This is a genomic window from Ignavibacteria bacterium, assembly GCA_016707005.1.
Taxonomy (GTDB): domain Bacteria; phylum Bacteroidota; class Ignavibacteria; order Kapaibacteriales; family Kapaibacteriaceae; genus UBA10438.
Window position 1 is genome coordinate 474,495 of the sequence record JADJIQ010000002.1, and the last position, 26,479, is coordinate 500,973.

23 protein-coding genes are annotated in these 26,479 nt (G+C 54.4%); 9 read left to right on the top strand and 14 right to left on the bottom strand.

Translation table 11 applies throughout. The features are described 5' to 3' along the window. Window positions 1–2 precede the first annotated feature (2 nt). The 8 genes from IPI29_04880 to IPI29_04915 all read right to left on the bottom strand — a co-directional run bounded on the left by IPI29_04880 (window position 3) and on the right by IPI29_04915 (window position 7,715). Window positions 3–980 carry a T9SS type A sorting domain-containing protein gene (locus IPI29_04880; protein ID MBK7411871.1) on the bottom strand — a complete coding sequence of 326 codons (978 nt, stop codon included), beginning with the start codon at window positions 978–980 and terminating at the stop codon, window positions 3–5. Continuing rightward, the gene (locus IPI29_04885) at window positions 977–1,513 is read right to left on the bottom strand and encodes an RNA polymerase sigma factor (protein MBK7411872.1); all 537 of its coding nucleotides are present in this window, start codon (window positions 1,511–1,513) and stop codon (window positions 977–979) included. Before IPI29_04885 ends, IPI29_04880 begins: the two co-directional genes overlap by 4 nt. 101 nt (window positions 1,514–1,614) lie before the next feature. Then, window positions 1,615–2,451, bottom strand: a complete 837-nt coding sequence (locus IPI29_04890; protein MBK7411873.1) for a PD40 domain-containing protein — start codon at window positions 2,449–2,451, stop codon at window positions 1,615–1,617. Then, window positions 2,448–3,098 (bottom strand): radical SAM protein, encoded by a 651-nt coding sequence (locus IPI29_04895; protein MBK7411874.1) that lies wholly within the window; start codon window positions 3,096–3,098, stop codon window positions 2,448–2,450. Before IPI29_04895 ends, IPI29_04890 begins: the two co-directional genes overlap by 4 nt. 65 nt (window positions 3,099–3,163) lie before the next feature. Then, a complete protein-coding gene (recG, locus tag IPI29_04900; protein ID MBK7411875.1) occupies window positions 3,164–5,395 on the bottom strand; it encodes an ATP-dependent DNA helicase RecG in 2,232 nt (743 codons plus the stop codon). A 15-nt stretch (window positions 5,396–5,410) separates the two neighbouring features. After that, window positions 5,411–5,845 (bottom strand): META domain-containing protein, encoded by a 435-nt coding sequence (locus tag IPI29_04905; GenBank protein MBK7411876.1) that lies wholly within the window; start codon window positions 5,843–5,845, stop codon window positions 5,411–5,413. Window positions 5,846–5,859: 14 nt separating this feature from the next. Then, window positions 5,860–6,924: a branched-chain amino acid aminotransferase gene (locus tag IPI29_04910; GenBank protein ID MBK7411877.1), complete on the bottom strand. Its 1,065-nt coding sequence runs from the start codon at window positions 6,922–6,924 to the stop codon at window positions 5,860–5,862. An 8-nt stretch (window positions 6,925–6,932) separates the two neighbouring features. Beyond that, window positions 6,933–7,715: a hypothetical protein gene (locus IPI29_04915; protein ID MBK7411878.1), complete on the bottom strand. Its 783-nt coding sequence runs from the start codon at window positions 7,713–7,715 to the stop codon at window positions 6,933–6,935. Window positions 7,716–7,735: 20 nt separating this feature from the next. Here IPI29_04915 and IPI29_04920 point away from each other — a divergent pair, with 20 nt between their 5' ends. Next, on the top strand, window positions 7,736–8,605 hold the full coding sequence (locus IPI29_04920; protein ID MBK7411879.1) for a pantoate--beta-alanine ligase: 870 nt from the start codon (window positions 7,736–7,738) through the stop codon (window positions 8,603–8,605). Here the strand turns inward: IPI29_04920 and IPI29_04925 are convergent. Genes IPI29_04925 through IPI29_04935 form a run of 3 tightly spaced genes read right to left on the bottom strand, consistent with a single transcriptional unit; the run spans window position 8,595 to window position 11,603 of the window. Further along, the gene (locus tag IPI29_04925; GenBank protein MBK7411880.1) at window positions 8,595–9,044 is read right to left on the bottom strand and encodes a GNAT family N-acetyltransferase; all 450 of its coding nucleotides are present in this window, start codon (window positions 9,042–9,044) and stop codon (window positions 8,595–8,597) included. The genes IPI29_04920 and IPI29_04925 overlap by 11 nt on opposite strands. 2 nt (window positions 9,045–9,046) lie before the next feature. After that, window positions 9,047–11,071 carry a thioredoxin family protein gene (locus IPI29_04930; protein MBK7411881.1) on the bottom strand — a complete coding sequence of 675 codons (2,025 nt, stop codon included), beginning with the start codon at window positions 11,069–11,071 and terminating at the stop codon, window positions 9,047–9,049. 13 nt (window positions 11,072–11,084) lie between these two features. After that, on the bottom strand, window positions 11,085–11,603 hold the full coding sequence (locus tag IPI29_04935; GenBank protein MBK7411882.1) for a hypothetical protein: 519 nt from the start codon (window positions 11,601–11,603) through the stop codon (window positions 11,085–11,087). Window positions 11,604–11,703: 100 nt separating this feature from the next. On the opposite strand from IPI29_04935, the gene IPI29_04940 reads away from it, so the two are divergent. The 7 genes from IPI29_04940 (at window position 11,704) to IPI29_04970 (ending at window position 18,445) form a co-directional block, all read left to right on the top strand. Further along, a complete protein-coding gene (locus tag IPI29_04940; protein MBK7411883.1) occupies window positions 11,704–13,137 on the top strand; it encodes a glycine--tRNA ligase in 1,434 nt (477 codons plus the stop codon). Next, window positions 13,134–14,810 (top strand): S41 family peptidase, encoded by a 1,677-nt coding sequence (locus tag IPI29_04945; GenBank protein MBK7411884.1) that lies wholly within the window; start codon window positions 13,134–13,136, stop codon window positions 14,808–14,810. The genes IPI29_04940 and IPI29_04945 overlap by 4 nt, the downstream gene beginning before the upstream one ends. A gap of 96 nt (window positions 14,811–14,906) precedes the next feature. Continuing rightward, the gene (locus IPI29_04950; protein MBK7411885.1) at window positions 14,907–15,770 is read left to right on the top strand and encodes a sigma-70 family RNA polymerase sigma factor; all 864 of its coding nucleotides are present in this window, start codon (window positions 14,907–14,909) and stop codon (window positions 15,768–15,770) included. A gap of 150 nt (window positions 15,771–15,920) precedes the next feature. Continuing rightward, window positions 15,921–16,466, top strand: a complete 546-nt coding sequence (gene rimM / locus IPI29_04955; protein MBK7411886.1) for a 16S rRNA processing protein RimM — start codon at window positions 15,921–15,923, stop codon at window positions 16,464–16,466. A gap of 7 nt (window positions 16,467–16,473) precedes the next feature. Continuing rightward, window positions 16,474–17,160 carry a tRNA (guanosine(37)-N1)-methyltransferase TrmD gene (trmD, locus tag IPI29_04960; protein ID MBK7411887.1) on the top strand — a complete coding sequence of 229 codons (687 nt, stop codon included), beginning with the start codon at window positions 16,474–16,476 and terminating at the stop codon, window positions 17,158–17,160. Next, window positions 17,157–18,014 (top strand): alpha/beta hydrolase fold domain-containing protein, encoded by an 858-nt coding sequence (locus IPI29_04965; GenBank protein MBK7411888.1) that lies wholly within the window; start codon window positions 17,157–17,159, stop codon window positions 18,012–18,014. The genes trmD and IPI29_04965 overlap by 4 nt, the downstream gene beginning before the upstream one ends. Further along, entirely contained in the window at window positions 18,011–18,445 is a 435-nt protein-coding gene (locus IPI29_04970; protein MBK7411889.1) for a hypothetical protein, read from the top strand. The genes IPI29_04965 and IPI29_04970 overlap by 4 nt, the downstream gene beginning before the upstream one ends. 2 nt (window positions 18,446–18,447) lie before the next feature. Here IPI29_04970 and IPI29_04975 read toward each other — a convergent pair whose 3' ends face one another. Further along, window positions 18,448–19,800, bottom strand: coding sequence for a T9SS type A sorting domain-containing protein (locus IPI29_04975; protein ID MBK7411890.1), 1,353 nt, complete (start codon window positions 19,798–19,800; stop codon window positions 18,448–18,450). 99 nt (window positions 19,801–19,899) lie between these two features. Between IPI29_04975 and mpl the strand changes: the two genes are divergently transcribed. Then, window positions 19,900–21,324 (top strand): UDP-N-acetylmuramate:L-alanyl-gamma-D-glutamyl-meso-diaminopimelate ligase, encoded by a 1,425-nt coding sequence (gene mpl / locus IPI29_04980; GenBank protein ID MBK7411891.1) that lies wholly within the window; start codon window positions 19,900–19,902, stop codon window positions 21,322–21,324. Here the strand turns inward: mpl and IPI29_04985 are convergent. Beyond that, the gene (locus IPI29_04985; protein MBK7411892.1) at window positions 21,321–25,580 is read right to left on the bottom strand and encodes a S8 family serine peptidase; all 4,260 of its coding nucleotides are present in this window, start codon (window positions 25,578–25,580) and stop codon (window positions 21,321–21,323) included. The two genes, mpl and IPI29_04985, sit on opposite strands and share 4 nt — an antisense overlap. Further along, the gene (locus IPI29_04990; GenBank protein MBK7411893.1) at window positions 25,577–26,461 is read right to left on the bottom strand and encodes a hypothetical protein; all 885 of its coding nucleotides are present in this window, start codon (window positions 26,459–26,461) and stop codon (window positions 25,577–25,579) included. Before IPI29_04990 ends, IPI29_04985 begins: the two co-directional genes overlap by 4 nt. Window positions 26,462–26,479: the final 18 nt, after the last annotated feature.

A 26,479-nucleotide genomic window follows, 5' to 3' on the forward strand; every position in this document is an offset into this window, starting at 1 on the left:
AGTTAACGTTGAATGAGAAGTCGTTGAACCAGTCGCGTGCCGTACTCAGGAAGATCGATCACAATGAGTACCATGCCCGATGGAAGCGACTGTAGTTCCGGAAGAATGATCGTGCTCTGACCATTGTCCAGCCGAATGTTGTTGGACACAACGGAGAGTTCACGTCCGGATACATCCATGATGCTGACACGTGCCGACGTAGGTTGTTTGGCGTTGACGAGCAAGGTCGCTTCACTACCTGATACAGGATTCGGGAACACCTTTTCGATGTGTATATCTCTCGCGTCAACACGGTCTTCTTGGTAGTCATCTATCTCTTTATCAATGTGCGTGGCCATCTCCGGTGCGAACCACAGGTAGGCAACTACGTTCTGATGAAGATCTGACACAGCGCTGTGCAACGGGATCTTCACTGCGACGAGATCGTTCATCTCCGGTGTACCTTGCTGGTGATCATACCACGAGGCATAGGCACCATCCTCGTCATAGAGCGTTACGGCAACAGGAGTGCGGTTGAGATCCGCTTCTTGCGTTGGCCGAAGACTGATGCCGCGTTGTGAGATGGTAACGCGTTGACCGTCTTCTACAAACCAGATCTTCTGGTCATCCGCATTCACACCCAACGTTGTTAGTTCGTTGCGCGACGCATCCATGGTCATGAGAAGCGGCTGCACTCGCGCCTGCTCGTCACTGTTTGTTCCGGTCTCTTGCACCGATGCTTGGCGTGGTTGTTGTACTGCCACATGCTGCTCGGAGGCCGTTGGTTGGGTCGGCTCACTCTCAACCACAGGAGCGTCGGTTGTCAGGTAGTAGACGGTTGCTATTCCCGCAGCGGCCAACAGTGCACCGCCAATGATCACTCTCGAAGTTGTAGGAAAGGGGCTAGCAGGCTCTTGTTTGGGAGGGGCGGCTGCTTCTTGCGTGAGCAGGTTGAGGATTTCGTCCTCAGACATGAGTGGTTCATGATGGAGCGTTTTCATTCTGCACCTACTGGCTGATGTTCTGGAAGGAGTGGTGATGCTCCAAGACGCTGCTGCAGCAGACGACGAGCACGCATGAGTCGTACCTTGATGGCGGAGGCTGTACCGCCCTGGATCTTCTGGATCTCGCTGATCGAGAGGTCTGCGATCTCATAGAGGATTAATGCCTCTCTGGATCGAACGGAAAGTGTATGCAATGCGTCGCGCAAGAGCGCATGGTCCGTTAACTGCTCCGGCGAATGGTCCGTGGATGCAAGATTCTCGTGATGCTCCTCGGTAAGAATGCCGAAGTACCGTGAGCGCGTGAACTTGCGCTTAAACGTATTGGCCGCAACCGTGTATGCGTAGGACCGAAAGGCCGACCTATCGCGAATGGTATCGAGATGCTGCCACAGAACCACAATGGTGTCTTGGAGCAGGTCTCGGGCCTCATCCCTATCACGCGTCATGTTGAGGCAAAACTGTTCCAACTTCCGTTGGATGGGTCGTAGGAGCTCCATGAACTCCTGCTGCCTCTGTTGTAGATCATTCATGTGCCCACCTCAGTGTTACTTTGATTGAGAGGCACAGCCCACAACAACGGTTACATTCGCTATTCGCTATTCGCTATTCGCTATTCGCTATTCGCTATTCGCTATTCGCTATTCGCTATTCTCTTCGCCACCCACAGGTCTAACCCGCCGGCGCCGCCGGGTCTGTTGGAGGCAAACACCTGTGAGCCATCGGGGAGGATGATGCAATCGCTTTCGTCGAACTCGGTGTTGAGCCAATCAAGGGGGATGGATTCCTGCCAAGCCCCGTCCCGGAAGATGCTGAAGAAGATGTCGAATCCTCCCTTGCCCCCTATACCGTTGGAGGCAAAGAGCAGGGTGTCTGCGGAGAGAAAGGTTGGACTGATCTCGTCTTCGATGGAGTTCACCGCCCGACCAAGACCGATCGGTGTGCTCCATGACAGGTCGTCCCGACGATCACTGATCCAAAGGTCGAGTCCGCCCTCGCCCCCTACTCGGTCACTTACAAATACCAAGCGGGTGCCATCGGGAGAGATCGCAGGATGTGAGACAAAGAATGGACCGTTCAAGGCTGTGAGAGGGTGACCAAGATTGAGGGCACCGTTGTCTCTGGGTGCTGTGACGATCCCGGGGAATGACTGCTCCTCATACTGACCGTAGGCAACACCTACTGCCTCGCCGGACGAGGTGAACGAGATAAAACCGCGATGCTGATCCTCAGTGTTGAACGTTCCCGGGAAAGGCTCTGCCTTGGTTCCGGGTTGCATCATGATCCGATACACAGCTGCAGTCCCGGACCGTTCAGAGGTAAAAACCATGTAACCGGATCGAGGGTCGAAGTTCGGTGCATATTCGGAGGAGGATGTATTGCAACTCTCCACAGGCACTGGCGCTTGCACTGCCGAGTTCGCCAGCCCAAGGATCATGGAGCCGAGGATGATGGAGGAGAAGAACATCATACGCCTCTGGTCTCGGGCGACCATACGAACTTGTGCATCTGCAACTGGAACCGAACGTTGAGTTTGTCTTCGAGGATCCACTCTACGAGTTGGACAAAGGTGAGTGCACCAAACACGCAGGACATCAACACAGCGGCGCATCGAGTGTCGAGATCATACTCCCGCACAATGGAACGGGCATACTCATAGTCTGCCCTTGAAGCGATCACAAACTTCACTTCGTCTTGCTCACGCAGGGCAGTGAGATTCTCGAGTCGGTTCATTGACGCCATCTTCGAATCCGGACATTTCACATCCATGATGCAGATCACCCGTTGGTCGAGCACCGAGATGTCCTTGTGTCCGCCAGTTTCAATTGCAACCGTATACCCAAGATCACACAACACGGACATCAAGGGAACCACAGCCGGTTGTTCAAGGGGCTCTCCACCTGTGAATTCTATGAACGGGATGCCAATACGCTCGATCTCAGCGATGATGTCGGCCCCGGTCATCTCTGTTCCAACCACCCGATGATCCAATGCATACGGTGTATCACACCACGCACAGCGAAGGGCACAGCCCTGCAGTCGAATGAACACGCATGGCAGCCCGGCACGTGTGCCCTCACCTTGGATGGAGGTGAAGATCTCGTTCACGTTGAACATTGCCTGACGTGGGTCAGAACCGATGTGGGTGCTATGGAGCGGGGCTGTGGACATGAACCTGCAATTTACGCGACGCTGAGCAAGCCCGCGCCGTCAAAGAGCCGGATGACCTCTTTCTTCACCTCGGCATGCTCGGCAGCTCGCAGGTGCGGATCTCGCTCCAGGAGGGCAAAGGCATCTTCGCGTGTCACAACGATCAGCGAAGCATCCGTTACAAGGTCGGCAAAACGGAACTCCGGCAGTCCGCTTTGACGTACGCCGAGCACGTCTCCCGGACCACGCAGACGAAGGTCCACTTCGGCGATACGGAATCCATCGGTGGTCTCCTCCATGGTCTTGAGACGAACGATGGACTTTGCACGATCCTCAGAGCTCGTCGGCTTTGAGACGTGATAACGGAAGTGATCCTTGGTAGCGAGGAAACAGTACGATTGATCTGCCCCGCGCCCAACTCGCCCCCTCAATTGATGGAGCTGCGAAAGACCAAAACGCTCAGAGTTTTCGATGAGCATGATGCTGGCGTTGGGAATATCGATGCCAACTTCGATGACGGTTGTGGATACAAGAACATCAAATTCGCGGCGAAGGAATGCATGCATGGCTTCCTCTTTCTCTGCCCAGCCCATCTGGCCATGCAACAAGCCGATGCGCAGATCGGGAAAGATCATTTCGCGGAGATGTTCAAAGTGTTCAACGGCACTCTTTGCCTCGATCTTCTCACTCTTCTCCACCAGGGGATAGACGATATAGGCCTGACGTCCGGCCTGTACTTCGGTACGAATGAAGTTGAACACACCATCAAGCGCAGATTCGAAGACGATGGACGTGCGTATGGGCTTTCTGTTCGCCGGCATCTCGTCGATCACCGATGCGTCGAGATCACCATAAAGCGTCATGGAAAGTGTTCGCGGAATGGGAGTGGCAGACATCACAAGCAAATGCGGAGTGCGAGGTCCATCGGGATGCGACGCTCGACCCATCCTTCGTAACTCAGCACGTTGTGCAACACCAAAACGATGTTGCTCATCAATGACAATCAGGCCGAGCTTATGGTACTGCACGTCGGCTTCGAACAGTGCATGCGTACCAACAACGATCTGTGCTTCGCCGCTTTCGATCCTGGCCAATGCTTCCGCTCGGGCCCTCTTCTTCTGTCCGCCAACGAGCTGCACGACCTTTACATCTGCCTCACTCAGCATCCGCTGTATGCCGTGGAGATGCTGTTCTGCAAGGATCTCCGTTGGTGCCATGATCAACGTTTGGAAGCCGTTGTCAACGGCGTTGAGCATACACAGCAAGGCAACGATTGTCTTCCCCGACCCTACGTCGCCCTGAAGGAGTCGGTTCATCGGCAGTCCCGACGTCATGTCACTCACGATCTCGTGGATCACACGCTTCTGCGCCGTAGTGAGAGCAAAAGGAAGGCTTTCCACCAACGCTCGCGCTCGTGCACTCTTGGCCTGCATCGGAAGTCCGGCCTCGGGCGTACGACGCGATCGTCGTCTCGCAGCAAGCAGTAACTCAAACACGAAGAGCTCTTCATACTTCATGCGATACCGAGCACGTTCCACATGCGCCAGCGACGTGGGCTGATGAAGCTCCTTGAGTGCATCGTGTTTCGACATTAAGGATCTCGACGCAAGGATCGATGATGGAAGGGGCTCTGTGATCTCCGCAAGTGTTGGTGCCAGAACTTGATCCACGATCGAACGCATCAGGCGCATGTTCACACCGGCATTGCGAAGTCCCTGCGTTAGCGGGTACTTCGGAAGCGTGGAACCCGTTCGGAACTGCTCCACCTCTTCGGCATCGATCTCTTCAAGATCCGGATGATGGATGGTAAGCTGATTCCAACGCGGCTCGTAGTCGGGCACGCCGCTAACAAGGAAGGTCTTCCCCTCTTTTAGGACCTTGCTGTAATACTGCACCATGTTCCAGAACACCAGCTGGGCCGTGGCTCCGGAACCATCAGCGATGGTAACGGAGAGCATGGACCGCCCCTTACCAACCGTTTTTTGTCGAACGTCGGCAATGGTTGCGATGATAGAGATCTCGGACGTGACCTTGACGATATGAGATGCATCGCCATTCCAGAGATCAGGAGCACGGTATCGTTCAACAAGTGCGGCAATGCTAGGCGCGGCCGTACGATCCACGTAGCCGCGAGGAACATTCATCACCACGTCGTAGGGGGTAACGATGCCTTCCTTGGCCAGAGCTTCTGCTCTGCGTGGACCTACACCCTTAACGTATTGCAGAGGAAGGATGCGAGCGGCAGTTTTGGTCTCGTCACTCACTCGGATCCGTCCTTCCTACTTCTTCATCGGGAGTGGTGTGGACTTGCATTCCATAAGAACGCTGTCACCATCAAGGAACTGCAGAAGTTCTCCATCCATGCCCACGGACGTTGTAGAGGTCAACGCGGAGAGGACCTTTTGTTCGAGGTCCATGGTTGGACAGGCAGCCTTTGTTGTTGCCAACGGTCCAATGGTCACCTTGTTCTTCACCTGCGTAAACGAACCGGAGAACTGATTACATCCCGTATACCCCATCACCTTGTTCGAATCCGGCAGGAAACGAAACATCGGAAGTCCGCGGCTTCCTGGCGAACGGTCAATGGTCGTACCATGCACGGAAAGGATCTCCCAGGTGCTATCTGTCAGGATCGGAGTTCCAACACATCCGATCATCAAAAGACTCATTGTCACTAGCGCAAACATCATTGCTGTGATCGATCTGCAGGTCATGGATACTCCGGTATTCATTTCGCAATTCCGTCTACGATGTTCATCCATCCGCGTTGATCGGGCACTACTCCGTATCGAATGTCATTGAGCTCTTGTTTCAAACGGAACATCGTCTTATCCGGAGATACTGTAAGTGCAAGGTCTTCACCATCAATGTTGATCACGCCGATGGGTGCAACGGATGCTGCGGTACCAACACCGAATGCTTCTGTGATGGATCCGCTGAGCAGACCTGCATGGAGTTCTTCAACGCTTACGGGACGTTCTTCTACTTCGATGCCGAGATCACGAGCGATCGTGAGAAGACTGTTCCGCGTAACACCGTCGAGAATGGTGTCGCTCAATGCTGGCGTAACCACCTTCCCATCGATGACAAAGGCGAGATTCATCGTTCCGGATTCCTCAACAAAGGCATGATCGCGTGCATCGGTCCAGATCACCTGATCGAACCCGGCCTCCTGGGCAAGCCGTGTTGGGTACATCGCAGCCGCATAGTTGCCGGCACACTTGGCATAGCCGGTGCCGCCATGAGCAGCACGAGTGAACTCACGCTCCACCTTCACGCGAAGGGGCTTCTGGTAGAGTGGACGGAATGGTCCGCCAACCACCATAAAGAGGAACTCATCCGCAGCCTTCAATCCCATACGTTCTTCCGACGCGATCATGAACGGTCGAATGTAATACGCCGCATCCGGACCCGGCGGTACCCAATCGCGATCTAGGTCAACGAGTGTGTGAATAGCGTCGGTGAACAACTCTTGCGAGATCTCCGGCATACACATACGTACCAACGACCGATTGAACCGCTCATGGTGACGATCGGTGCTGAAGACACCGATCGAGTCTCCGGCCATACGATAGGCCTTCATGCCTTCGAAGACGATCTGGGCATAGTGCATGCCGAGAGCAAGCGGCGACATAGGGATCGGTCGGTATGGCTGAATACGTGCCTTTCTCCACTCACCGTGAGCGTATTCGGCGATGAACATGTGGTCGGCGGGGAGGTTCGTGAGCTTATGGGATGCAACCGCAACAGCATCAAGACGGGGCGATAGGGATCGGTCTATGGGAAGTGACATCCGCAAATCTATGGAGGTCGGGCCTTCCGCCACGTTTCGATCACATCTTGCACAACTACGGACATCGTCCTGGCATGCAAGGCCATCTGAGCCGCAACTCCCTCTGTAACATAGGGTAAGAGCCATTCGGGGACGCTCCGTGCCTCCTTGGATATGCCCTCCAGGAGGGGGTGAAAAAACGACGACAATTGCAGAACATTCCCTGCCGGGTCGTACAGGAGGTATCGTTCGCTTCGACAGATCCGCCGAAGTTGGTCGCGCAGGAGTCGATGGATCGTGCGTGCAGTTGCCGCACGTGATGGCAATGGAGCACCTCGTGAACTGCCACTCGGAAGACAGGCGACAATTCCAACCGTACCCGAGATCGTGATGGCCTCGTTCATCATATCATTCAGCGTCAGTTTGCGCGATGCTACATCAAACGTGTCTCGCTGATCCCACAACGAATCCCACACAGTGCTTCGATAGCCGCGCCGCAGATGCATGGTCTCAAGAAGACAGGCCAGATAGGCATTCACCCAGAATGCGGTGCGAGCCCGCGGCAAGAACGCAGAAGGTCTAGCACCGGCAATAGATGCTCGATATCGAACATAGGCAGGACTTTGCCAGCCCGTGGTGAGAAGCTTTCCTCGCACCACCGATGAATGCCACAGCGAATCGAATGACGTGTGATCCACCACGTCCGCCCACTCGTCAACTGCAACGGTCCCTATCTGCCCCCTCACTGCGATCGTGAAGAAGAAAAGAGAAACGATGATGATGAAGTGGGCGAACATGATATCTTCGTTCATTCATGACACCAAAACGTGACATTCCCGTTATCACAACGGTCGCAGAAATGCATCAATGGGTTGCCAACGAACGCTCGTTGGGCCATACGATCGGTTGCATCCCAACCATGGGATATCTGCATGACGGGCATGCCTCGCTGATACGAGAGGCGTCGACTCGACACGGCGCAGTGGTCATCTCGATCTTTGTCAACCCCACCCAGTTCGGACCGTCCGAGGACTTTGAACGGTATCCGCGTGATCTCGACCGCGACCTAGCCGTTGTTGCGGAAGCCGGTGGCTCGGTTGTCTTTGCTCCCACAGTAGAAGAGATGTATCCGAACGGCGCACAAAGCTCCATCCATGTTTCGGGTGTAACGGAGATGTTGGAAGGGGCTCTCCGGCCAACCCATTTTGACGGTGTGGCCACGGTGGTATCGCACCTTTTTGAAGCGATGCAGCCGGATGAGGCCTTCTTTGGGCAGAAGGATCTCCAGCAAACGCTCGTGATACGCAGAATGGTGGAGGACTCCGCGATCGATACGGTTCGCCGTGTAAAGATCTCGATCATGCCAACCCAGCGCGAAACAGATGGACTAGCTCGCAGCTCGCGGAATGTCTACCTCTCCGATGAAGATCGTGCCGTTGCACCGGTTATTCATCGCGCTCTTGCACATGCAGCTAAAGCCATCATGCACGGTGAACGCTCTAAGGTGTTGATCGAACTAAGCATGTTCGCAACACTTAAGTCTGTTGAGCGCTTTTCGATAGACTATGCCGTTGCGGTTGATGCATCAACGCTTCTACCGAAGGACACGTTTGACGTAGGAGACGAGATCGCGTTGTGTGTTGCGGTGCGTATCGGCCGCACACGATTGATCGATAACGAACTGGTGCGCGTTACAGCGTGATCCTGTAGAGCAGCCACTCGCTCATCGATGTGGCACCTCGGCGCGCGTAGAAATCACGCGCAAGCATGTTCCAATCCAAGACCTGCCAGTCTACCCTTCCGCATCCGCGTTCCCTGCCGAGTTCCACCACTCTGTCGAACAAGGAGCCCCCTGCACCACTTCGACGGTATTCTTCTACAACGAAGAGGTCCTCAAGGTACATTGAGGGAAGTGCAAGGAAGGATGAGTACGTTTCGAAGCATATCGCATAACCAATAGCTTCGTTATGCTCTGTAAGGGCTAAAAACGCAATGAAACGTGGCGCACTACCGAACGCATCGCCATAGAGTCGGTCCAGTGCATCCTCTGCCGGCGGATCAAGCTTTTCATATTCGGCCAATGCGTTTATCAGCCGAATGAAGTCAGAGAATCGATCCGGAGTGAGCGCAACAACGTTCATGCTCAAAGTGCCTTCTTGAGGAAATCAACAAAGAGGCCGGCATTGGAACGGTATTGTGTCTGGTATCCAGACTGAGCAACAAAGGTTCCGTCGCTCTTCAAGAGAACGTAGAGCGGGTTGGCCACTGTGCCATACGACTTCAGAATGTTCTGATTGGTGATGTATGGCTCGGTCTTCTTATCCGTGTACAGCTGAACAAGTATGAACTTCTTGAATGTCTCTTGTACATCGGACTTTGGAAAGACTTCCTTCTCCATCAATCTGCAGTTCACACAGGAAAATCCCGTGAAGTCGATGAAGATCGGCTTGTTCTCTTGAGCGGCAGCCTTTTTTGCTTCATCGAGGTTCGTATACCACTTCATCGAATCATGGGATGACGCAGTAGCACCTGAAGTCCCGGTTGACGGAGCGATCGACGACGAATTCCCGTTCATCACGTCAAGCAATTGATGATAATTCTCCGGCGGTAACAATGCTTCGAGGTCTGCGGCAAGGGGCTTCCCATTCGCACCAATGATGAACCACACGGAGAACGTTGCAAAGATCACAGCGAAGAACGCACGCAGTCCACTTACCTTTTCAAGCTTCGAGTCGAGCTTCATCTCAAACGTACCGATGAGATAGAGTGTGATCAAGATGCACACCCCAGCCCAGATGGAGAGGAACACTTCTCGTGGAAGGAGTCCGAGTCCGAAGATGAATTCCGCTGTAGAGAAGAACTTGATGGCGGCTGCGATCTCCAAGAAACCCATCACTACCTTGAGGTTGTTCATCCAACCACCCGCTCGCGGCAAGCGAACGAGCAGAGATGGGAACATTGAGAGGGCAACAAATGGGATGGCGAAGGCCGTTGCGAACCCAAGGGTTCCAACGGCCGGATACAGAAGGTCACCGCCCGATGCACTCAAGAGCAACGTTCCTACGAACGGCACCGTGCAGGTAAACGAAGTGAGCGAGAAGGTGAGCCCCATCAACAGGATCGAAATGCTACCATCACCCTGACTCTTCTTGTTCAGAGCGTTCATCACCGAGATGGGAACTTGGATCTCAAACGCACCGAAGAGATTGAAGGCAAGCACCATGAACAGCATGCCGATCCCAAGATTGAGCCACGGATTGGCCGCAAGATCCTGTACCGCTGTTGCACCGAAGATCAGAGAGGCAATGATGCCCACTGCCGTGAATGTAGAAATGATGCCAAGTCCAAAGAGCATACTTTCTTGAATGCCCTTGCCGCTGCGTTTCTCATGTCGCTTTGTGAAGAACGATACCGTGATAGGGATCATCGGGAACACACACGGTGTTAACAATGCAAGGAATCCAATTCCCATTGCATAGAAGAAGAAACTCCAAAGCCCTTTCTGCTGCTCAGCCTCGATCTCTGTGCCGCCTGCAGGCGCACCGGCTGTTTCGAGCTTTGTCGAGCCAGAAGCAGACGTAACCTTTTCAGCAGCAACCAGAGCAACATCGGCCGTGTCACTCATGTCACCAACGAATTCAGAGGTTACGGTGATCTTCTCAACGGGTACCGGTATCTCTTCGAACGGCATACACCCAGTAGTGTCGCACATCTGTACACCGAGTTTTACCTCACCCTTCTGGATACCCATCTTGAGTCGCTTGTCCAACAACACCCGAATACTGATCTCGGCGTTGCCAGACACTTCCTCGACCTTCGTACCCCACGTACTATCAAAATGCACGTGTGAACCTTTGAGTATCACCGGTTTACCCGCTAGTCGTAGGACGCCTCGCGGTCCAACAATAATCTCTGACGCACTTGGTCCAAGCCCATCCGGTCCAACGGCAGCCGTGAACCCGTAGGTGTGCCAGTACTTTTCGATCTTTACTTTGATTCGAAGTGTTACCGTGTCCCCAGCCTTCCCGGAGATCTCGGGAACGGGGCTTATCGTGATGTGGTCCTTACCCGAAGGCATCTGTGCATGTAAAGGCAACCCTAGTAGCATGCACAGTGAGGTAAGTAAGGTCACCATTGTGGTCATACGTTTCAATGTTGTTGGTCTCATTATCACACGCACCTTAACGTCTTACGTTATTGATCAAGATCTCGATCGGAAGATCGATGTATTCCGGAGCCAGACACATCTGGCCGTCGCACATTTGGAAGCCGACGGTAATGACTGCGTTGTGGACACCTTGTTGCAGTCCGGCAGGGAGAAAAAGTGGGACCTTGATCTCAACCTTCCCGGCAACTTCTTCTACATCAGCACCCCAAACCTCGTCGCGATGCTTTGAAGCCCCCTTCACGATCGTTATCCCCTTCCCTGCCACGAGGACGGTGTCGGGTCCGGCTGTGATCGTCATTGGCTCAGGTCCTAATCCATCCGGACCAACGGTAGGAGTAAGGCCGTAGGTGTGCCATCCTTCTTCGATGACCGCCTTGACGTCAACGGTAATGGTCTGTCCCACGCTGCCTGTGATCTGACCGAGCTTTTCAAACGTTACATGCTCCTTACCGCTTTGCATCTGTGCACCTGCGTTCATGGCAGCGAACACAAGGATCAGTGCGGTAGCAAGCGTGCGGAGGGGAAGCTGCATCACGGGCCTAGGAAAGGGTCGAAGAAGTCTATATCGCCTAAACTTACGCAACATCCATGGTTCGTATCTTTGGGCTGCATTTCTCAAGTATTTACACCCAATGGCCGCACAAACTTCACTCGACGCGATCCTTTCCCTGTCGAAACGCAAGGGATTTGTCTACCAGTCCTCCGAGATCTATGGCGGCCTTAATGGCTGTTATGATTTTGGCCCCCTCGGCGTAGAGCTCCTGCGCAACATCAAAGACTCTTGGTGGAAGGCCATGACCTTCCGCACGGACATCGTTGGGATCGATTCATCCATCCTCATGCACCCTCGTGTTTGGGAGGCCTCCGGTCACGTTGGTCAGTTCAGTGACCCGATGATCGATAACAAGACATCGAAGTCTCGTCATCGTGCCGACAACCTCATTGAAGAATTCGCAGCTCGACTCAGGTCCAAGGGGAAGACCGATCAAGCAACGATCATCGAGAATGCCCTCAACGCCGCTACGACGAACGAAGACCTGCATGCCATCATCATTGGGAACAACATCCCTGATCCGATCTCCGGAACTACAGACTGGACCGAGGTACGGAACTTCAACTTGATGTTCGAGACGCATGTTGGCCCCGTGGCTGATGCGTCGAGCACCGTATACCTACGTCCGGAAACGGCGCAAGGGATCTTTGTGAACTTCAAGAACGTGATGGACTCTGCTCGTATGAAGCCGCCGTTCGGCATCGCCCAGATCGGCAAGAGCTTCCGCAACGAGATCAACACCAAGAACTTCCTTTTCCGCGTCCGCGAATTCGAACAGATGGAGATGCAGTTCTTCATCAAGCCAGGCACCGAGAACGAATGGTTCGAGTACTGGCGTCAGGCACGTTGGGATTGGTTCGTCAATTCCATCGGGATCAACCCCGAACACCTGCACCGCAAGCCCCATGAAAAACTAGCACACTACGCCGCTGCTGCCGAGGACATCGAATACCTCTTCCCATTCGGATGGGGCGAGGTAGAGGGTATTCACTCTCGCACGGACTTTGACCTACAGAGGCATCAGGAATTCTCCGGGAAGAAGCTCGAATACGTAGACACGGTCTCCAAGGATCGCTACACACCGTTCGTGATCGAGACCGCTGTTGGAGCAACCCGCACCTTCCTGGCCGTATTGTGTGATGCGTATGCAGAGGAAGAGGTCCCAACAGCTGATGGCGGTTCAGAGACCCGCTCCGTGATGCGTTTGAAGCCGTCCTTGGCACCGATGACGGCGGCCGTCTTGCCTCTCGTAAACAAGGATGGAATGCCCGAGGCTGGTGAAGAGATCATGCGGAACTTACAGCGCTCTTTCCGTGTAGAGTTCGATACAAGCGGAGCGATCGGGCGTCGATATCGTAGACAGGATGAGGTAGGAACACCATTCTGTATCACGGTAGATGGACAGACGATCACTGACTCCACAGTAACCCTGCGTGAGCGCGATTCGATGCAACAGGTCCGCGTCCATACAGACACACTCACGGAAGAGATACGTCGTCGTCTCGAAGAATGAAACGAATCCTCATCATCTCGGCATTTACCGCCTGTATCACCGGAGCATATGCTGCTCCCGGTCCGAACGATGATGCTTCGTTCTACATCCGCCTGGCACGGTCATTAGAGTCATTCGGGGCCGTGTTCCGTGAGGTGAATACCGCCTATGTGGACGAAGTGGATCCGGAAGATCTGGTTGAGGTTGGTATTGATGCAATGCTTAGGCATCTCGACCCGTATTCTACGTACATGAAGTTCGATGAGACGGACGATCTGGACATGCTGTCAACCGGTGCCTATGTTGGCTTCGGGATCTCCGTTGGACGCCGGGACAGCATGCTGACGATCATCGACATTCGTGAAGATGGTCCAGCTAGGAAGTCCGGCATTCGCATCGGCGATCACTTGCTTTCTATCGACGCTGTCCGCACTGACACCATGTCACCACAGAGTCTCCGGCCTCATACGCGTGGTACTGCCGGTTCTTCCGCTAAACTCCGTGTGGTCCGTGACGGACGTAAGGACACGATCGAAGTAGTGGTTACACGTGCGGAACTTCCGGTGGAGACCGTTGGACATGCAGAACTCCTGCCCGGCGGAATCGGATATGTACGACTTGCCCGTTTTGCACGTGGTACGGGGCTTGCCGTTCGCCGTGCCCTGAGCGACCTGCAGGATCAAACAGATCTCAAGGGGTTCATTCTTGATCTCCGAGATAATCCGGGCGGACTCCTCGATGCTGCCGTGGATGTGGTAGAGCTCTTTGTTCCGATCAACAGTGTGATCGTCACAACCCGTGGCCGGGACGGCGACGAGACTCGATCTTACACCTCAAATGAAGAACCAATCGAGCCATCTCTGCCGCTTGCAGTACTCATCAACGAGCGCAGTGCCAGTGCAAGTGAGATCGTAGCCGGAGCTATCCAAGATCTCGATCGCGGCATCATCGTCGGCAAACGTTCTTTTGGCAAGGGGCTGGTTCAGACGATGGTTCCACTGCCAAATGAAGCCACTCTCAAACTCACCACATCGCGATACTACACTCCGTCTGGCCGAAGCATTCAACGAATCGACTACCGAACACGCCGCGCGCCGGTGGGCGAACCGAACAATGCCATAGCCGGTGCTGATTCCATCGCCCATGTCTTCAAAACCGTGAACGGAAGGTCTGTTGCCGAACTCCACGGCATTGATCCCGATACGTCGGTGGTAGATTCAGTCTTGCCGACCCCAATCGCCCATCTCGACTCAGAATATGTTTTTGGTCGTTTCGCAACGGTGTACACGGCAACCCTCGATTCCCTGCCTCGCTCATTCTCCGTTGAAAAGGGGCTCATCGATCGCTTCGTTGCCTATGTTGACTCACTTCCATCAGCGAAACGCTCTCCCTTCCTTGCCGAGCTTGCCAGTGCCCGCACCAGGGCAATGGCCAATGGCTGGTCGGCCGCCTCGCTCAAGAGCTTGGAACAGGCAGAAAAGGTCCTCGACCGTGAGATCGGAAGAACGATCCGTCAGAACCAACCCCTCGTTGGAGAACGACTTGAGCAGGAGATCCGCACGCGATTCGGAACCGACAAGATCCGCGAATCGCGCGCCCTGCGCTATGATCCGTTGGTGCGCGCAGCCACGAACATCCTGTCTTCGCCGCAATATCGGCTGATATTGGCCGCACAAGTCCCGACAGATCAGTAACTTTGCACCCCGCATCGTGATCCGTCACGTTTGCACGAAGGGAAGACGTCACACGTCTCCCCTTTGCTTCCTATTTCGTTATTCAGAGGTCTGCCCATGAGGATCACCAAACAGTACACCAATCGCGAGAGCCAGTCGCTCGATAAATACCTTCAGGAGATCGGCCGCGTAGACCTTCTGACCGGTACTGACGAGATCGATCTTGCGCAGGCGATCAGACGTGGCGGCTTCGAAGGCTCCATGGCTCTTGAGCGCCTTGTGAAGGCAAACCTTCGCTTTGTGGTGTCGGTGGCCAAGCAGTACCAGAATCAAGGCCTTTCCCTCGGCGATCTCATCAACGAAGGCAACCTCGGTCTGATCAAGGCGGCAAAGCGCTTCGATGAAACGCGCGGCTTCAAGTTCATTTCCTATGCTGTGTGGTGGATCCGTCAATCGATCCTTCAAGCACTCGCTGAACAGTCGCGTATTGTTCGTCTCCCACTCAATCGTGTTGGCGCGCTGAACAAGATCGGCAAGAAGTTCTCCGAACTCGAGCAACAGTACGAGCGTGAACCGACCGCCGCTGAACTCGCAGAACAACTTGAAATGTCGATCGCAGAGATCTCGGAAACGATCAAGATCTCCGGACGTCACCTCTCGGTGGACGCACCATTCGTACAAGGCGAAGACAATCGCCTTCTCGATATTCTTCCGAACGATCAACAGCCACCGCCCGACAGCGAACTCATGCGCGAATCTCTTCGCGTAGAAGTCCAGCAAGTTCTCAATACGCTCAGTGACCGCGAAGCTGAAGTGATCCGCCTGTACTTTGGTCTTGATGATCAACAAGCGCTCACGCTTGAAGAGATCGGCGAGAAGTTCAACCTCACACGTGAACGCGTCCGTCAGATCAAGGAGAAGGCTATCCGTCGCCTTCGCCATGCAAGCCGTTCAAAGGCGCTTAGAACCTATTTGGGTTAGTGTTACTAGTTACTAGTTACTAAGTACAAGTTACAGGTCACTAGTAACGATGATTGGCAACTCGTAAATAGTAAAGAGTAACTAGTAACTCGTAACTCGTAACTCGTAACTAGTAACTCGTAACTAGTAACTAGTAACTGGCATCTAAACATGGCTTTCACCGAATACATCGGCGTCATTGCTCGTACCCATGGTCTCGATGGAACAATGTTCCTTATGGACACCGTGGGTATTCCTCAGGGGCTCCGCCCTGGTGCAACGATCGGGATCGGGTATTCGCGCGACTTTGTCAAGACGTATACCATTGATGCATTCGATGCTACGCCGATGCGTACTACCCTGCGCGTTCGAGAGATCTCCGGTGCAGATGAGGCACAGACGCTTGTAGAGCAAGCTGTGTATTGCCGACCTGAAGACGTAGGGCTCAATGACGATGACCGTTTCCGCATCGGAGATATCGAAGGGTGCAGCGTCATCACAAAGGATGGCCAGCTCGTAGGAACCGTAACTGATGTTTGGCTGATGCCTGCCAACGACGTATGGGTTGTCACGCTGCCGGACGGTCGAACAGTTCCGTTCCCGGTGATCGACGATGTGATCCTCAATGTCGACACCGCCGCTCGGCGGATCGTTGTCGAACTCCTCCCCGGCCTTCTCGACCTTGGCTCGCCATCGGCCGAGGACCGAGATGAGTGATCTAAAGATCCGCATTGATATCGTCTGCGTGGTACCGCAGATCCTTGAGTCGTTCGTGTCTACGTCGATCATCGGAAGAGGTCAAGAAAAGGGGCTCGTGGAGATCCACCTTCACAACCTCCACGACCACGCAACGGATCGCTACAAACACATCGATGACTCGCCCTACGGCGGTGGCGCCGGGATGGTGATCCAGTGCGAACCGGTGTTCGCCTGTATCGAAGGTCTGCTCGCTCAAAGACACTATGACGATGTGATCTATCTCTGTCCGGACGGCAAACTTCTAACCCAAGAAGTCTGCAACGAACTCTCATTGAAGAGATCGCTGATCCTGCTCTGTGGACATTACAAGGGCATTGACCAACGTATCCGCGACGTACTGGTCACGCGTGAGATCTCTGTTGGCGACTACGTACTCACCGGAGGCGAGATCGCTGCGGCTGTACTCACAGATGCCATCGTCCGGCTCGTACCGGGCGTAGTAGGCGATGCTGAGAGCGTACTCGACGACTCGTTTATGCATGGACTTCTCGACGCACCGCTCTACACGAAACCCGCTGAATTCCGCGGACTGCCCGTACCGGAAGTTCTCACGAGCGGAAATCACAAGCTGATAAGAGAATGGCGCGAAGCACAGTCGCTTGCAAAGACGAAGGAACGCAGACCCGATCTTCTGGAAGGAAGAGGAGAATGACGTTCTTCCCTGAAATGAACAGTGTTGTACCTAACCGCGCCGGGAAGCCCCTTCACATCACAACCACACTCCCCAACGAAGCGGCTCCAGCCCCGTTGGTATTGATTCTGCATGGATTCAAGGGATTTCGCAACTACAGCTTTTTGCCATGGATAGCCCAGCATGCGGCTATGCACGGAATGATCGCCATCAGATTCTGTTTCTCGGGCAATGGCATGAACGGTACATCGTGGATGGTGCAGGACCTTGATGCGTTCGCTGCCAACACGATCTCTCAGGAAATTGATGACGTGCATGACATGATCGGCCTGATAAAGAACGACCCGTCGTTTGCCACCGTGCGCGAGCAGTGGAATGGGCAGATCTTCATCGTTGGGCATTCACGCGGTGGCGGTATTGCGCAGGTTGTATCACGCGAATTGGTCGAGGGTGGTACCGCCCCCTTCGTTAAGACCGCAGTCTATAACTCCGTTGGGACATGGACGCGCTGGACTAACCGACAGCGCGCAGAGTGGGCCAAGGCAGGAGCATTCTCTTTCACGAATGAACGAACGAAGCAGATCGTGCAGATGAATGTGTCGTACGTTGAAGACATTGAGTCGAATGCAGAACGCCTATCGCTCGATTCTGCAGCAGCGGCACTTGGTGATCGTCTGGCGTTCTTCCACGCAGAGAATGATCTCACCGTCCCACTCTCCGAGATCGTGGCACTCCGGTCGCGCACGAACACGGCCGCCTCCCTGCACATCATTCCAAACACCACCCATACATTTGGCATGACCCATCCCGTCGATCGCATCACGCACGGATTCGTCGCAGTCCTCAAGGAAAGTTTTTCGTGGCTACTCCAATGACCAGATCGATCGTTGTTTCAGCGGGACTCTTGCTCTCCCTTTCCATAGGGGGCTGTGAGCTCTTTGTTATCGGAGGGGGCTCTCGTAAACCCGTGCCGATCGAACGCAGTCAACGCTCAGCTCCTGGCGTGGTTCACCTATTCAAGGCAGAACTCGACAGCGGCAACACCACGGCGGCCACAGAACTCATGCTCAATCCGATGGGACGTCCACTCCTGGCCGTGGAGAAGTTTGAGTTGGCGGACGATCTGCAACGGTGGAAGGCGATCATGGCGCAGAAGCCGATCTCCGAAACTGTTGTGGACACACTCACTGACAGCACGCATAATGTCCGCGTAACGCTGGACTATGTACGAACGATGCAGTTCTCTACCCTCCGCAAGCAGAACTTGTGGTGGGTAACCAAGATCCAAGATGCGCCGAAGCGCTGAGCTTAACGGGCGATAACTACCGTCTGCATCGTCACGTTGCCATTGGCAACAGCACGAAGCGTGTAGACACCCTGCGGAATGCCTTGTGTGACGAGCGAGATGCGTTGCGAAGCGCCTGGCGTGACGAAGGCGGTATGCCCATCGATCACGCGCTCACCGGCTACATTGAGAAGGTCCACCACCACATTGGATGGCACGTCAGTCTCAACCGTAACACTGACGCGATCACTTGCAGGATTCGGCATGATGCCGGTGCGAACTGCGAATGGCATAGTCTCTTCCACCGAACTCGCAGGGTCCAGGTGGCGGTGAACAGGGTCACCCGTTGGGGCAATGAAGACGTGATTGTCCTTGGTTACGACAACACCTGAGCAAGCGCCATCACCAGCAAGCCCGTCCTTCACGACTGTGAAGACCTCGCCGTAGTTCGTTCCTTTGAATGGTCCGGAATTCTTCTCCGTTGTCACCCACATATCACCATTGGCGCCAAACGAGATCGCAGAGATTCGGTTATTCGTTACATCGCGGTTATCCCAACCGTTGAGCAGGTAGGCCCACTGTTCGCCATCATTGATCGATTTAATGACCACAGCATTGGTGGTCTTAGCTGAGCCAGGGAGGGCGTTACGTCCAACATAGATATGACCGTTTTTGTCATAGGCAAATGTGGCGTAGAGGTCGTCGCTCTCATTTGAATTGCCGTCTCCGTTATCGATCCGTCTCCATGACGTGCCATTGTCCGTTGTGCGGAAAAGCCCCTTGTTATAAGCAACAGAAATGAACTTCTTATCGGAGTTTGGAGAGAGGAATACTTCGAACAACGAGGATGTTGCACTAGGTATCCCGTTTGCCTGTGCAAGAGGTAAAGAGACGAACGTTGCACCGCCGTCACTGGAGAACTGCGCCTTGAGGTTTGATGCACCCGCATCATATCCCACAAAGATCTGAGTAGGTCCGCCAGCTGGTGACTTCGTACTGATACTGATCCTGGAATTAGGCGCGATCGTCAGACCGATGTCAACCTTCGTCCACGATTCGCCGTCATTCGTTGAGCGGAGCACACCAAGACCATTGACGGCTGCATAGAGGACGTCATTCGCAGCCACACTCAATTGGTTGATCGGATACCAATTAGCACCACCATCATCAATGCCATTGTCAAACGGGACCCATGAATTGCCTCGGTCCGTGGTCCGATAGATCTTGCTGAACGGTGTGCCAACGATCACGTGACCTTTTGAGTTCGTGACCATGCAGGTGGATGCCGACGGAGGACCGTCAGTGTTTTGCCAGAATTGTGCGGAAGCCGTTGTGGTGACAACGATAGTGACGATTGTGAGGAACAAGACGCGCATGCAACAGCTCCGGTGGTGATTCAGACGCCACAATGGTTTGCGGCTCTATCTTTGTGCTAATCAAGCAAGATACCATTTTTTACCTATGAGCGGAATGCGATGAACATCCACTTTGTCGGGGTTGGCGGCACGGCCATGGGGTCGGTTGCCGTTGCGTGCAGAATGCAGGGTCACCACGTTACTGGAAGCGATGGCCCACTCTACCCCCCGATGAGCACCGTGCTGGATGAGGCCGGGATCGACCGTTCAGAAGGGTATTCTGCCAGCCGTCTGCGTACTATAGCTCCAGACCTGGTCGTGATAGGGAATGCCATCAGCCGAGGGAACGAAGAGCTGGAGCTTGTCCTGGACGAACGGTGGGATATGACGTCCATGGCCGAGCTCGTGGGACGTCTTTTCATCTCCAAGAACACTTCCATCGTCTGCTGCGGAACCCACGGGAAAACAACCACGTCCAGCATGGCGGCATGGCTGTTGGAGTCCGCAGGATTCAACCCAGGCTTCTTGATCGGCGGCGTTCCGGGGAATTTCAGTGTTGGATGCAGGCCGGTACCCCCAGAGATCCACGACACGCGTGCCGGAGTCTTTGTCAGCGAAGGTGATGAGTACGACACTGCGTTCTTCGACAAACGCAGCAAGTTCATTCACTATCGACCGACCATCGCCATCATCAATAATCTCGAGTTCGACCACGCGGATATTTTCGACAGCACCGAAGCCATCATCAGATCCTTTCAGCATATGGTGCGACTCATTCCTCGCTCCGGAGTGCTGCTCGTGAATGCTGAGGACCAAAACGCTCGTGCTGCAGCCGAGAAAGCCCCCTGCCCCGTTGAATTTGTTGGTACGTCGGAAGGGGCAACATGGCGCATCACGGACATCACAGAAGAAGGCAACTCTACCTCGTGGACCATTCTCCGTAATGGTGAGAAGTACGGCAGGTTCACGCTCCCTATGCCAGGTGAGCACAATCTTCGTAATGCCACGATGGCAATTGCAGCTACAGCTGCGGCTGGTCTTACCTCAGAGGAACAGCAGATCGGCCTTCCCCTCTTCACTGCTCCGAAGCGTCGCTTGGAGGAGATCGGCTCGTGGAATGGCTGCATTGTTGTTGACGACTTTGCCCATCACCCAACTGCCATCGCCGCAACCATCAAGGCTCTCCAGCAACGATACCCACAGAGCAACGTGCATGTTGTCTTTGAGCCGCGTTCGAACACTACTACTCGCAATTTCTTCCAGCACGAACTGGCTCAGTGTTTTAAAGGGGCAAGCACTGTCTGCCTTGGTCCTGTGAACCGACCTGAACGCTACAAGGCAGAAGAGCGACTCGATACCGAAATGCTCGTGCGCGAGATCTCTGCGATGGGCATCACAGCGGTCTCCCTTTCGCCGGACCGCGCGTCGGATCCGTCTTGGGGCAAGGACATTGCCGATATCCTCGCCAACCACATTCAACCCAACGACGTCATCGCCATCCTCAGCAACGGCGACGTTGGTGGCCTGCGGAGGCTCCTGCGTTAGCGCTCCACCATCAGCTTCTTCAGCACCGGCTCCACACCCGCCCCCTGATCAGACGTGCCGGACACACGGTAGAAGTACAATCCCGGGGGGATTCGTTCTCCAGCTGATGTTCGAAGATCCCATCGGACACCGCCGTTGCCTTCGGTGCCGGTGATGGTTACAAGTGTTCTCATCGCTCCATCGAGAACTTCCACCGTAGCGTCTTGAGTGAGTCCGCCAAAGGTGATCTCATCATCACGTGTAAGTCGTACAGGATGGGGATAGACGTAGGCCGAACTCAGGTCGGGTGCTGTAACGATAAACGTTGCCGTGTTGCCTGCACCCGTGGTTATCACACCCGATGGGTCGCCTTTGATACCAAGCGCGGTCAATGAGTAGGTTATTCCGCGAGCAGTAAGGGGGCTTGCCGGATCGAGATCGAGTTCGATCGTGCGTGCATCCACACGCGTTGCCGTAAGCACGGTCCCGATGGGATCGAGTCGATAGTTCAGGGGATTCGTTGCTGTTGCATCTACATCGGCGGTGAAGGTAACTAGCAACGCTGTTGTTGAACGCACACCAAGAGATGCGAGTGCAAACTCTGGTGTGGATGCCGGATCATTTCGTACAACGAGCGGGAAGGACGTATCACGCACCGGCTTTCCTGCCATGTCATTGACATGTCGTACACGCACCAATAGCGAGTCGGAAAAGTTCACGCCGGGGAAGGTCAGGACCACATCTTGTTGTGTGCCCGCTACCGCGGTGAGGGTTGGAACAACACCGGCACCTGATGATCGATCCAGAAGAAGGAACTGTGTAGGCTCAATATGATCCACACTGATATCGCTGCTGTATCGCAACAGAACTCGAAGTCCCGTTCGAAGCTCTGAGCGATTCACGGTATCTCTATCAAGTCCGATCACCCTAGCCTGATCATTGATCATGAAGGCAGCGTCATTCGAGCGTCGACTTTCTCGAATGGTGGTGTTGATAGGATAGGCAACTACGGCAAAGCGAACCGAGGAAGAACCAATAGGCTCTGCTACGGTGACGGAGGTTGTTGTGGTGCTGTCGAGTGATCTGTACGGTCCGTTGTTCGTGCTTGCAAAGATCTTGTACTGCTTCGTATCTGCCACGGGCATCCAGTCTAGGACGATCGAATCGGCACTCACGTAGTGACCTCGCATCGATGCGGGTGCAGGGTGACGCAGCACCGTATCCACCTCGCTGAAGTTGAATCCTGTCATCATTCCAAGTCCGGCATAGGTGATGCCATAGCCGAGCTCGTTGATGCCATTCTTGTTGAAGTCATACATCAGGAAGCGCGGACTCACAACGTCTGGAACAAACCAGCGCGGAACGATGGCCTTGGATGTCTCGTCTGCGCCGAACACGTACATCCGCGGATAGGCACAGATAACGATCTCTTCTCCTGGACGCGAATCGAGGGGGCCAACATCTACACCATTACGATAACCAATTCCATAACGGACACCGGCGATGTGATCTGTCCAGACGGTCTCATACTGATCATTCCCATTTGCTCGTAGAAGTCTGTAGGTCCAAACGTCTCGACCATACTCTCGTTCGGCATCCGGCTGCGTGCTGTCCGGCACACCGAACACAACATCGGGTCTCCCATCGGCATCAACGTCACCGCTTGCAACAAATCCGGATCCGCCCCCTCCATTTGTTTCGAGGAGATACCGATTCACAAATGCAACACCATCCCATTCTGAAATGATGAGATCTCCATCTGTGTCACCAAAGGCTACTTCAACAGCTCCATCGCCGTCGAAGTCACCTGCGGCAACACTGATCTCATCAACACGATTGTTCACGTTCCCATACGAAGGGGCTGATGTGTTGACGGCAATGCCAAGTCGATCGAAACGGCCATTGCGATAAGTTATCGCCGTGCAGCCGGAATCGGAGAGGAGAAGGAGTTCTTCTCTGCCATCGCCGTTGATATCTGCTACACCTGCACCATTCTGACGTCCGGATGAATCTGCATAGATGATGCGAGCGAATGGAGAGCCCCCTACCACTGCTTGTTCGAACAACACTGCGCGTCCAACAACATGAGCAAGGACCTCGAGCAGACCGTTGCCGTTTGCATCGCAGATGCCGCGCGGTATCCAGGTGCTTGTGAGCGAGTCACGACGGGACCACACACCATCACGGTACTGCATGGTGAACGTGCCACCGAACGACCCCGAAGAAAGATCGTTCATCACAAAGGCAGGTAAACCATCCCCGTAGAGATCGCGGACATCGTTTAGGACGTATCCGGACCACGAAGCGGATTGGGTCTTCTTCCATCCAGATACAGAAGGGGCTCCTTCTCGTGAGGCTGCTATTGTGAGTGTGGTTTCAGCAACAGAATCGTTGTCTGCAGTGCATCGTGCTCGGACAGCGATCTGTGAACGCGAGATGATAGAATCGGGAACCACCAAGCTATGAGACCGAACGAATCGCTTTACGTCGGAGAATGTCGATGAGTTCTCTGCCGTAATGTTCAGTGCCAAAGCAGTTGGCCGCGAAGTCCTCACGGTAACAACCGGCGAACGTCTGTCAGTGGTCCATGCATTGATGATCTCCGCCTTGGTGATCGTCAGCACATCGTTGTTGACGATCGTTATCCGTTTGCGAGAATCGAGTGAACGACCGTCCTTGCATGCTACCTGGAGGCGGATGGTGTAAAGTCCTGATGTGAGCGTTGTTGTGTTGAGCCTGGCCAACGTGTCCATAACAACAGCAACTTTGGAGGAGTTGATCGTTGTCCACGCTGTGGGTTCCAGTCCAACACCATACGAAACGCTGTATGAATCGAATGGTGCTACAAGCACACTCCCCATTAATGCAAGCGTAGGCGTCGTGCGCACGTCAACTTCATCCTCGTTCGAGGGCTTGGTGATCCCGTAGGCCGAACGACCCTGCGCTGCGAGTGCGGCGTCCACCTGAAGTCTGCCTGCACCATAGAGCACATCCCATCCGCGTTCACCCAGATCCAACGAACGTTCTTGAAGTGTGCCACGGATCTCGGCGGCCGACATCTGCATGGCGCTTCGCTCCAACATCATCGCTGCTGCGGCGGCAACGTACGGGGCTGCGAACGACGTACCATTCACCGTGCGATAGCGAGAATTGACGGCCGTTGTCACAATGGACTCACCCGGGGCGCAAAGGGCAACAAGTGAACCCGTGCTTGAGAACGGCGAACGCCGATCTTCTTCGTTGGTTGAACCAACAGCGATCACCTCGTCATACCCTGCAGGGTACTGTCGCGACGTAGTGCCGGTATTCCCTGCGGATGCCACAAGGACAACATTCATTGCTGAAGCAAACTTCACCGCGTCTCGCAACATGGGCGAATCAACGCCATCGCCAAAGCTCATGTTCACCACGTTCACTCCCGTGAGCGCGGCGTAGACAAGGGCACTTGCGATGTCATCCTCTTCGGCGTTGCCCGTGGCATCAAATGCACGCAATGCGCGCAGACGGGAACCGTAGGCAAGGCCAGCGATGCCGAGAAGGTTGTTCGGTGTGGCGGCTATAACGCCCCCTACTGACGTTCCGTGACCCTGTTCATCGAACGGTATAGGATCGCGTCCTCTATCGTCGCCAATGTTTCGTACGTCTTGATCAACAAAGTCATATCCGATGACATCATCGACCACACCGTTGTTGTCCTCATCAAGGCCATTGAGATCACCGAGGACTCCGTCAATCTCCACGTCCGACGGCCAATCGTCAAATCGCCCGTTCTTGTTGACATCTTCTGCCGCCGTGACTGCCATAGCGCCCACGAGGTCTTCATGCGTCCAATCGATGCCTGTGTCGATGATTCCGACAACAATGCCCTTCCCAGTAGCCATGGTCCACGCAGACCGTGCACCAACTGTGGTAAGAGCATATTGTTCTGAAGCGAGAGAGTCGTTTGTAAGGGGCTCTGCATGGATCTTCATTGTTACCAGTTGACGGACATCTGCAACCCCATCGATGTCTTCGATCTCTCGAGTCGTTACACCGTCTGGCAACGTCAGTACTACATAACGACGCAGAGATTCAAACGCATCTCGTTGTGAACGCGATTGCACAGTCTCCGGGACCTTCTGTTGGTCAACGCCCGTAGGAAGGACACTCTTGGCGCCTAGGGCACGAAGCGAGGATGGAACGGAGGATGTTCGCAGGCGAACAACCACCGTTTCGCTCGCGTGTGCTGCGGAGAGTAAAACCGTCAACATCATCATCGTGGCGGTTACGAATCTCATGTGTCCTCGGAGTAGAGATCACGTCGGGCAAATGCCAAGGCAACGCGAAGGATTGCTAGATCAACATCCTCACCCACATGCTCACGCACGTGTCGGAGTTTGGCAAATCGATGATGCCGGAGGTAGTCGAGGACGTCTTGATACAGGTCGTCGTGTACGAGTTCTTCCCTGCGGATATCCAGGCCCGCCTCCACAGCTCGCTGGATAGCTTGGGCTGCAGCAGGCGGCGTCATACGTGCAGCACGAGCTACCTGGTGCAGGGTCCATCCAGGCCGGACAAGTGCCGCGATCATCGTGGAATCATCGTCGGCCCGCACCTTAGGCACTGCACGCACATCTGCCCTTCCCACATCCTTAAGAACCTGAATGATCTCCGCTCCGTAACGGGCAAGGAAGAGTCCGCTGCCATGTTTGCCGGGAACGAGATCTTCGATGGAGTTCGGTGCGTCAGCAGCGATTCGCCGGAGTTCTTCTTGTCCAGCCAGCGTTAACTCAGCAGCGCCATCTCGCTCAGAAACACGTTCACGGAATGCCATCAAGGCATCGAGGGCAGCCGATGTATCGGTTGCTGACGTCTTTGCTTCGTAGCGTAATGGTGATGGCAGGGGGCGAGCGATCTTCATGCCTTCTTCGGTCACTCCGATCGTAGGATACAGATCGGCAGTTCGAACAAGCCATGCGTGATCGAGTGCCTCGTCGAGTGCTTCAAGTACCTCGTGGCGTGAACGCTCGCGATGGCTTCCCCATGTAACACATCTGTCAAGCCTGTTTGCGGTAACACGCTCCGACACCGTTCCCGTAACAACATCAACCACAACATGCCTGCCGTATCGCGAATTCAATTGCCAAACGGTACGGATCAGTGAAACGATGATGGCCATGTGACGTTCACTTACAGC